The following is a 9,937-nucleotide window of genomic DNA, read 5'->3' on the forward strand; positions in this document are numbered from 1 at the left end:
GGCTGCAGGAACTGGAGAAGGCGGCTGGCGAGAAAAGCGGCTTCGCGAAAAGGGACGAACAGCGCAGCTGCAAGAGGCGGGTGATGCTGGAGCCTGGCGAGTCGAGGAACCCAGGAACAGCCGTGGGCACTGAAGGATTGTGTGCCATAGGCGGTTGGTACGTTCGGCTTGTAGCGTGTTGATCGCTGTGGTTGATAGCTGGCTTATCCGAGCCAACAGGAGTGGTCGGGTGGAGCGCGGGGAACTGATCGCGGGCCGGTACGAGTTGGTCAAACGGCTCGGTCGGGGCGGCATGGGTGAGGTGTGGGCCGGACGGGACCGCACCCTGTACCGCGACGTCGCGCTCAAGCTGCTCGTCCTCGACGAGGCGGCCTTACCGGAACTGACCCTGCGCTTCGAACGCGAGGCGGTGGCCGCCGCGCAGATCAACCATCCGAACGTGGTTATCCTCCACGACCGTGGAGTGCACGAGGACATGCTCTTCCTCGTCATGGAGAAGGTCGACGGCGCCACTCTCACTGAACATATCCGCGCCGATGCGCCGATGGCTCTCGCCCAGGCGCTCGCGATTGCCGACGGGATCTGTGCCGCGCTGATCGCCGCGCACCGGACCGGCGTCGTCCACTACGACATCAAGCCGCACAACGTGATGCTCACATCTGAGGGGCAGGTGAAGGTCGTCGACTTTGGGATCGCAGGGTTCCTCCAGACCGCTTTCACCGTGGCACGGTCCTCCCAGCTAACACCGGCCGGCACCCCGGAGTACGGCGCACCCGAGCAGTTCCTCACCGAACGCGGAGACGAACGCTCAGACCTGTACGCGCTTGGCGGAGTGCTGTTCGCCATGCTCACCGGCAGGCCTCCCTTCACCGGGCACCACGGCCTAGCCGTTATACGACGCAAACTGGACGAAGACGCGCCCCGCCTCGACTCCCTCCGCCCCGGCCTGCCGCCCGCCCTGACAGAGCTCGTCGCCGAACTGCTGGACCGCGATCCCGCACGACGACCCGATTCGGCACATCAGGTCCGCGATCGTCTCCGCGACCTGAGGACCGCCCGCGCTGACACGGTGCCCATGCCGGGATCTGGCGGACCTGGCGATACGGGTGGAGCCGTTGTGGACGACGGGCTGGACCACGGTGCACATGACAGCTGGCGAACCCGTACGGCCACGGATGAACGCGGCGTGGTCGGTCAACCGCCGCATACAAGGGCGGTGGCTCCGACCCGGCGGATGCCCGAGCCGGACGGTTCTTTCGACATGTCCTGGACAGGCAAGGAGCCCTTGTCCGCTTACGCCGACCGTACAAGGCCAAGCGGTGTGTGGAAGACGTGGGCGATCTGGGCGGCAGCCCTGGGGCTGGCGGCAGCCGTGTGCATATACCTCCCGCTGCAGGGGCATCGCCTCAGCCTCCAGACTGATGCCGGTGACGAGCTCACCGGCTGGGGCTACCTGCTCGCGTTCGGGCTTCTCCTTGCCATGGGTTCAATCGCCCCCTGCGCTATCAATGCGATCTACGCCGCATACAGCGAGATGAAGACCGCCCGCCCACACGGAGACAGGGATGCCTGGACGCTGCACGTTGGCCCGAACCACATCGTGACCAATGGGACCACCGGACGCCGCGAGTTCACCTGGGATCAGATCCAACGCATCACCATCGAGCCCATCAGGGGCAAGGGAGCGGGGAGGGAACCGTACATGTACAACGGCCTCCACCTGGAGCATGCGCCCGGGAACGACCGCCGACCGACGGAACTGTGCCCGGCAGGATGGCCACACCACGAACCGGCCACGATCGCGGCGCGCAAGGACGGCCGCTTCCCCATCTGCGTCCTGGGACCGATGACGAAGGAACAGCAAACCGCTCTGACCGAGGCCCTCGCTCGACACGGCGGCCGACGATGGAGTCCCTCCAGCGCACCGGTCTCACGGGACCCGTGACCCGAGGGGTCCCTAGCGACGGCGGCCACCATTCCGTAGGTGAGCTGGGTGAAGTCCTCCTGTCGGTGATCCTTCGAAGAGTGCGGACGGGCCTGTCTCTTGCGATGTGTAGGGCGGAGAGCCTTTTGGTTCGTCACCTGCCGGTACGCCTGGCGGGGCGCGTGCATGACGGCGCTGACGGCAATGGATCGCCTGCCACCAGGGCGAATCTTCCTGGTGCCCTTACGAGTGCCTCGCTGGGGTTGTTTACGGAGCAGCAGCCGGGAAGGATGGGAACCAACCTTCTGGGGACCTCGAGAACGGCACGATAGGAAATCACGCGGAGTCCTTGGCGTTTGTCGCGTGGCACGCTCTTGCCACCCGCATGTCTAGCCGAACATTCCATGCGCGGCGTTCGTGAGATCGGCTAACCGGTCCTGCTCACGCTCTCGTTCATGATTGATCCATTTCTTTCCTTCGGCGGCGACGCCTTCGAGAACGTGCAGGGTGTTTCCAAGCCCTGCGGTGTCGAGTGTCACTTGCGACACAGTGCGCGCGTCCTCCTCTACCCCTGTCTCGGGATTCGGCGGAGGTCCGGTCACCTCGACCGAGATCGGGTGGCCGTTAACCAGCGTCAGTTCGAACGTTCTGTGGCCGTCATCGGCTTCTGCGGCCTGAACAGCGGCGACGGCGTCGTAGCGGTAGTTGATTCTTTTTCGGTCGTGGAATGTGGCCTTTTCGAAGTCGAGGTCAACGGTCATCTGTCGGACGCCGTCCGCGGTGAGCAGGAAGACTAGGAGCTTGTATCTGGAATAACGCCAGGGGCCGTGTAGGACGTGTGCCCGTTTGTAGGTAGCTGCTGGGGCTTCGATGAAGGCGTGGGCGATGACGTTGTGTGGTTTCAGCTTGTAGTGCTGCATCGCCTCCTTGGTCAATGCCATGCGGTCGCAGTCCAGCCAGTGCGCCATCTCCCGATCGTCCGGCTTATCGGAGAGTTGGCGCTCCCACCGGGCGAAGGCCGCCTGGCGAGCGTCCAGCAGCTGCTTGGCCTCTTCCCGGTCGGCGGCGTACCTCTTGTGTTCCAGGACGATATGCAACCAACCGCCTACGGCGAATCGGCTGGCCGCCGCGACGATGAGTGCGGCGACGACGACGCTGAACGGCGCGATGTGCAGTCCGCCCCAGGTTAGCCAGACCGTACCTGCGGCGATGGCCACGGCGCCGAGGGCGAAGCGCGCCTTCATGGATGTGGGGACCCGGAGCCGGTCGCGGTACTCCCACAGTTGGCCCTTCTGCCAGCGATCCTTCACGTCGCTGACGAGGTATCGGATGAGCCACGCCACCCGTTTGGCATCGATCCTGCTCTCCCGGTACAGCTCGACGACCTCATCCCGCAGGGCCTGGCGAACGCTGGCTGTCTGCGTCAGCCACGCCGCTCTGTCCGTGTTACGCGGCACGTACCGTGCGAAATAGTCGGCGAACTGCCGGTCGATCCGGCTCGCGAAGCCCTCTGGCGCCGGTTGCCTCATGGCCTGGCGTTCGCTGTCCTTGGCCCGCAGGCGTTCGACCCGGAAGCGCCATTCCGCACCTCCGCGTGCGCACGCGTATGAGCCGGCGGTGACGAGCAGCAGGGCGAGGGCGGCCGTCGGCCAGGAGTGCTGCCACGCCTGGACACCGATATGACCGACGGCCGCCAGCGAGAGGGCCGTGGTCGTTACGGAGAGGATCCAGCCGCCGATCGTGGTGTCGGGCGGACGCGGCAGGCGTACCCGTGGGCCGATCGGGTCGGGCTGGAAGAACTTCCAGACCCGTTGCAGACGCGCTCGATCGCATCGGTCCTGCTTGGCCAAGTCGAAGGCACGTGCCCACATGGCGTCCTGGATGGGGCCGTGCAAGAACATCTCGAGGTGACGGACGATCTCGTTCCGCCGGTCGTCTTTCAGTTCGCTGAGCTGATTCTCGATGGCGGAGAAATCGACGTCACGCTCCTGGAGGGAGGCCAGGAGGCGATTGATCACCTTCATCGCGTGGGTCCACTCATCGTCGATGCGGCCGACGAGCGCCTTTTGGGCGAAGGCAAGAGGGGCGAGGTCGTCTTTCGGTACCTGCTGAAGCGTGCGACCGCTCAACAGGGCGAGCAGCAAGTAGAAACAGGAACGGCTGTTGACGTAGCCGTCCATGACGGCTTCGCCGATGTGCTCTCTCGCCCTTCCTGGCATGCCGCCGCTCAGGCAGCGCAGGCCCACCTCGAACCGCTCCTTCGGCGAGGCGCCCGTCGGCACCTGGTACACGTAAACGTTGCCGTGCACAGTTTCGGTCTGGATGCCGACGGTGGCGGAGCCGTCCGCGATGTTGGTCGTGCCGGTGCCGGGATTGCTCATGAAACGCCTCTGATTGCGGTGATGACGGATGTCACCTTCGAGGCCAGCTCGGCCACGTCCATCAGCAGGCCGCGCAGTCTCTTGAGCGCGATCATCGCGCGGTTCTTGCCCTGTTCGGTGTCCGTCGACAAGGACTCGGTGACGACGCCGAGTTCTTCCTCGGCCGCGGCGAACGTGTCCTCGTCAACTGTCCCGGCCGTCCGTGCCTGCGCCAGCTCCTTGCGGAGCTCCGCAAGCAGTGCCGTCGCGTCGGCGGCAGGCTCGGATGACTGCCCCACCGAGACGTTGCCGTAGATTGCCCCGGCTTGCACGCCCACCCGCGCGTGGCCGCGGGCGATGTTTCGCACATTCTCCGTCACGGGCTCGCCTTCCGTCCTTCCCGCAGAAGCGGTACGCCATTTGGGATGTGCAGTCTGAGCAAGTTCCGCAGCGAGAGCAGTGGCGAAGGCCGCGGCGTTGGCCACCGCCCTCGGTTGCCAGCTCGCGCCGTCGGTAGTGACCTTGGTGCCGTCAGCCCGGTCGCTGACGCCGCGTACCACGACCATCGGCAGCGACCTGTTGAAATGGGCGGCCTGCGCCACGCCGGCGGCCTCCATCTCGATTGCCAGCGCGTCGTTGTAGGTCTGGCGAACCCATTGGGCATGTGTGGAGATCGCGGAGTCCTGCACGACCTCGCCGGCTGCGATCGGCCCGAAGCGCACTTTCGGAATGTCCGCGCCATTGGGAAGGCGCCGGATCCAGGTGCCGCTGCGATCAAGGTGATGCGCCACCTGCGCCGCCTCGTGCGAGATCTCCCATACGCGGGGGCGTGCCTTGAACCCGTCGTTCTCGCTGGTGCCCCCGTGGTAGGCGTAGACGTGGGTTGCGACCACCACATCGCCCAGTCCCACCTGCGGCCACAGGGCGCCGGCCACGCCGACGAACAGCAAGGCGCGGGGATCGAATTCGGCGATCGCCCGTTCGGCGAGCACGGCGGCGGGGTGGTTGCCCTTACCTGCCAGACCCAGGACCACTGGGCATTCACCGTCTGGCAGGTGGCCCACCTCGAACAAGGTGCCAGCGCGGTGGTGATGCGCCCGCAGTCCGGCCAGATACTTACGGACGGCCTGATATTCCAGATCCAGTGCGGTGAGGATCACGATGGGGTGCTCGTTCATGAGTGCTCGCCTCCTTCGGGATCAGCGTGACGGCCGGGGGCTTCGTGTCCGGCCTGAGTTGAGCGGACCATGGGGGGATACAGCGCCTGGACCGGCCCGGCTTTGAACAGCCGGGGGGGCCGGCCGTTCTGTGTGCGCCGCACGGGGCCGGTCGCGACGATGAAGCCGTGGGCGCTCTGGACCTTGCGGTAGAAGTTGCGAGGATCGAGCCGGACTCCCCACACCGCCTCGTAGACCTGCTGGAGTTCGGAGATGGTGAAGGTCTCGCCGCAGAAGGCCGTCGCGAGTGACGTGTGCTCAAGCTTGGTCCGCGCGCGCTCGACGCCGTCGGCGAGGATTCGCCGATGGTCGAATGCCAGCTTCACATGTGCGGAGGTGGACAGGACGTCCTCCACCGGCGTCCAGCAGGCGCCGGCAGCGTCCGTGCCGGCGATGGGGTCCGGCAACCGGGGAGCGATGGCCAGGTAGGCGATCGAGACCACCCGGCCGCGAGGGTCGCGCCCGGGCTCGCCGTACACGCCGATCGTCTCCAGATGCACGTCGAACAGTCCGGCCTCCTCTGACAGCTCCCGGCGTGCCGCCGCTTCGATGGCCTCACCCTCGTCGTGCAGGAAGCCTCCCGGCAGGGCAAACGCTCCGCGATAGGGCTCCACACCACGCTCGACGAGCAGGACATGTAGACGGGCTTCGCGCAAAGTCAAGATCACCAGGTCGACCGCGAGCAGAACGCTCGGCGGCTCCCACCGGTCGTCGGTCATGAAACGACCATAGTTTCTTGTCAGAGTGACAGGAAGTTGCGGAAGGGTGACACTTGCTGCGCCACTAACGGATCGCGGCCGGTCCACCCCTCGACAAACAGAATTCGGGCATCGAAATGCGGTCTGACTTGCACCGATACTGAATCAGCATTCATCGCTCGAAGTTCGCGATCATTGCCGTCGGCCGCTGGCCGCCGGAATCCGGCTGTTAGTGGATCTTGATGTCAGCCTGGATGCGCACGCATGATCGAACGGGACACTACCCGGGCCCCGTGGACAAATCGTGTTCCTGAAGAATAGCTCGCACCCGCTCCGCATTTGGGGAGCCGAGTCTTTGGTAGATGGCCTCCGCCAGTTGCAGCATGGTGCGGGCCTCGTCCGACGTGGCGTCGGCGAGGTAGCAGCGTCCGAGGCCTTCCAGGGCCCGTGCTTCTTCCGCTGGCGTACCGATTTCGCGGGAGATTTCCAGAGCCTGCTTATAGTGTTCCCGAGCCTGATTCTCACCCGCGGCGGCCAGGGAGACCTCGCCCAGTGCGTTAAAGCTCTCAGCCTGGCCAAGGCGGTGCCCGATGGTGTGCCGCAGTTCAGCCGCCTGAGTGAGGGTGTCCATGGCTTTCTCGTATTCCGCTCTTGCCCCTTGTACGAGGCCTAGTCCGTTGAGGGAGGTGGCCTCTCCAGCGGGATTGCCGATCACGCGGTGTACTTTCAGAGCCTCGGTGAAACTCGCGTCCGCCGCCGCCAAGTCCCCTATTATGCGCTGTACGTGGCCCAGCAAGTCCAAGGTGTTGGCCACGCCGGGACGGCTGCCAAGAGCGCGGAACAGCTGCAGCCCCTCGGTGAAACCGGCGAGGGCCGCCTGATATTCACCCCGGGCATGCTTTATAGAAGCCAAGGTGCTAAGGGCCCCAGCCCGGCTGATCGTATGCTCCAAGGTGCGGAATTTCATCGCCGCTTGGGCGTTGGCTGCGGCTGCGGCGAAGTCTCCCGTTGCGTACTGGACGAGGCTGAGAGCGGCATGGGCTTCGCCTTGGCCATGCTCCTCGCCGAGGGACTCGTACAACCGCAGTGCCGCCTCATGGCTGGCTGCGGCTGCTGGGTAATGCCCCATCTGCGACTGCACGACCCCTAGGTCGTTTAACGTGTTGGCCTCACCGAGCCGGTTGCTCACCCTGCGATAGAGATGGAGTGCTTGTGTGAAATTGGCGACGGCGGCCGGATAGTCGTCACGCATGTGCTCCATGTCCCCGATATGGAACAGGCCCTCAGCCTCACCGAGCTCATCGTGCGCTTGCCGGGCTGCGCTCATGGCCGTGCGGTAGAGGGCCAATGCTTGATCCCAGTAGCCGCGAGCCTGCAAGTATCGCGCCATCGCGGATGCGAGCCCGATCGCATGGCCATGCCGCCCATGTCGAGCGGCATGGTTCAGCGCCGCAGACAGGTTGAGCCGCTCACTATCCATCCACTCCACGGCCTGGCCACGTCCAGACAGCTCCGGCATGACGGAGGGCCGGGCACCGGCCTGTCGCCGGTACGCCTGCGGATAGCGGCCGGGCAACAGGTCATCAACAGTACGTGTGGTGTGCAGGTAGTACGCAAGCAGCCGATCCACGGCGGCCTCCCGGTCGGCAGGAGGGTCCTGGTAGGCGAGGCTGCGAGCGTGCCGGCGGATCAGGTCGTGGAAGCGGTAGCGTCTGCAGGCGGGTTCGTCGATCAGGTGCACCGCATACAGATCGTCCAGGAGGGCTGCGGCGGTAACAAGGTCGATGCCGTCGAGGGCGGCGGCGGCGTAGGCGTCGATATCGCTGCCGGGGTGCAAACCGAGTCTGCGAAACAGCTGCTGCTGCTCTGGGGTCAGCCCCTGGTAGGACAGTTCGAAGGCGGCGGCCACAGAGTGACTCTCCGCGCGCAACGCGGTCGGCCGGTCGGCGGCAGAAGTGAGGTCTCTGGCCAGATCGCCGACCGTCCAGGCAGGCCGATGCCTGAGCTTCCCGGCCATCAGACCGATGGCTAGCGGCAGGTGCCCGCACAGCCGTATCAGTTGCCGCACCGCGGGATCGTTCGCCTTGAGATCGGGACGTGCGGCGAGCCGAACGAACAGGTCAGCGGCCTCCGGGGGAGACAGGACCTCCAGGGTGATGGGCATGGCCTGCGGCAGTGCGCTCAGCCGTCGGCGGCTGGTAACCAACACCAGTGTCCGGGCGCTACCGGGCAGCAGCGCGCGAACCTGGTCGCTGCCTGTGGCATCGTCCAACACCAGCAGCGCCTTCCTGTCGGCCATCCGGTCGCGCCACAGGGCCGCCCGCGCCTCAAGACTGTCGGGAATCTGCGTGGCGGCGACGCCGACGCTCAGCAGCAGAGCGAACAGTGCGTCGGCCGTCGCCACCGGCCGCTGCCCCGGTGTATGAGCGTGCAGGCGCACGAAGATCTGCCCGTCGGGAAAGCGCGGCGCCAGATGATGGGCGGCGTGCACGGCGAACGCGGTCTTGCCGACCCCGGCCATCCCGTCGATGGCGTCGATCTGCACCACGCCTCCCGATCCTGCGTGCTCCTCCAGCGCCCGGACGATGCGCTCCAACTCGGCCTCTCGGCCAGTGAAGGAGGCGAGATCGGCTGGCAGGGTCCGCAGCGCGGCGGCCGCCGACGGTGCGGGCTGGGAAGTGACGGTTACATCACCATGGATCGTTCCGGCCTGGAGCGAAACCCCGGCAGTGCCGCTCATGTGGTTGTCGACCCGGTCGCCGGGCATCGCCGGAGTCTCTCCTCCGATCATGGCCCTGGCATCACCACCACGAGAACTGCCAGCCACCCCGCCCACCCCTCTGTTCCCAAGACCCGAATGCTGGCCACCGTCACAAGCATTGGGACGATCAGCCAGGCGGCCAGGCGGAGCCATGCCCGTCGTGTGCGCCGCGCCATCATGAGCTCATCGGCATCCACTCAGCGCACGCACTGCCGAAGAATGTAAAGTGTAGGCATTCAATGACACAGTGTCCCGGGTTGTTCGATATATCGATGCGGCATGGATGCTGAATTGCGTGCCGACGGATGTCCGAGCACCTAACGGCGGCGGCCTTGGTGAGGCTCTTGCGGGCTTCTATCGCGCCAAAACCAACGCTTACGGTCTGAGCAGGAGGTTTCTAGCAGGCGTTCCGCATCGGCGCGACAGATCTCTCCGGCACCGCTGGTCGTGGCGAGTGCGGCGTGGTCGTCGACGGGTGCGTGCCGGGGTCCGACCAGGAGACGGCTGCCGCCGAGGAGCAGCGCCACTGCGAAGAGTGAGGAGTTTCGCGGCCAATCACAGCGCGTGGCGATCTTGGCATGGTGTCGCTTCTGCTCCGGTGGCTTTGACGACGTCGAGTTGTCGGGGGCCGCCGTGACGGTTCTGGTTACATAGCCTCTGGGCGGTCGTTGAGGTTGCTTGCGACCCGGGATGGCCTCAATCAGTATTTGACCTGGGGAAAACGCCGCCAAGATCATCCCGTATATCTCCCGTGATCAAGGTCCTACGGCTACATACGGGTGCCCTCGGCGGCCTACTAAGGTCCCGACAAGCAAAAGACCTGCGGTTGAGAAACCGCAGGTCAGAGGCCAAATAGCCTGGTCGAGATGAGTGCCCTCGGCAGTGTGCTGGTTCAGGACATAGGAAACCCATGTCGCAAGACATAGGAAACTCCAGCAAGGTGTGTCTCGGGACATAGGCAACTGCCGCGATCAAGA

5 protein-coding genes are annotated in these 9,937 nt (G+C 65.4%); 1 reads left to right on the top strand and 4 read right to left on the bottom strand.

All coding sequences use genetic code 11. The features are described from left to right. The first annotated feature begins 229 nt into the window (after nt 1-229). Nucleotides 230-1,945 (top strand): serine/threonine-protein kinase, encoded by a 1,716-nt coding sequence (locus tag ABT294_RS22590; RefSeq protein WP_350808192.1) that lies wholly within the window; start codon nt 230-232, stop codon nt 1,943-1,945. 368 nt (nt 1,946-2,313) lie between these two features. On the opposite strand, the gene ABT294_RS22595 is transcribed toward ABT294_RS22590, so the two are convergent. The 4 genes from ABT294_RS22595 to ABT294_RS22610 form a co-directional block, all read right to left on the bottom strand. Further along, nucleotides 2,314-4,305 carry a hypothetical protein gene (locus ABT294_RS22595; RefSeq protein ID WP_350808193.1) on the bottom strand — a complete coding sequence of 664 codons (1,992 nt, stop codon included), beginning with the start codon at nt 4,303-4,305 and terminating at the stop codon, nt 2,314-2,316. Continuing rightward, entirely contained in the window at nt 4,302-5,462 is a 1,161-nt protein-coding gene (locus ABT294_RS22600) for a 5'-methylthioadenosine/S-adenosylhomocysteine nucleosidase family protein (RefSeq protein WP_350808194.1), read from the bottom strand. Before ABT294_RS22600 ends, ABT294_RS22595 begins: the two co-directional genes overlap by 4 nt. Next, on the bottom strand, nt 5,459-6,220 hold the full coding sequence (locus tag ABT294_RS22605) for an NUDIX hydrolase (protein ID WP_350808195.1): 762 nt from the start codon (nt 6,218-6,220) through the stop codon (nt 5,459-5,461). Before ABT294_RS22605 ends, ABT294_RS22600 begins: the two co-directional genes overlap by 4 nt. A 259-nt stretch (nt 6,221-6,479) precedes the next feature. Then, a complete protein-coding gene (locus ABT294_RS22610; RefSeq protein ID WP_350808196.1) occupies nt 6,480-8,966 on the bottom strand; it encodes an ATP-binding protein in 2,487 nt (828 codons plus the stop codon). Nucleotides 8,967-9,937 lie beyond the last annotated feature (971 nt).

The sequence above is a fragment of the Nonomuraea sp. NPDC000554 genome (assembly GCF_040300065.1).
In the GTDB taxonomy this organism is placed as follows: domain Bacteria; phylum Actinomycetota; class Actinomycetes; order Streptosporangiales; family Streptosporangiaceae; genus Nonomuraea.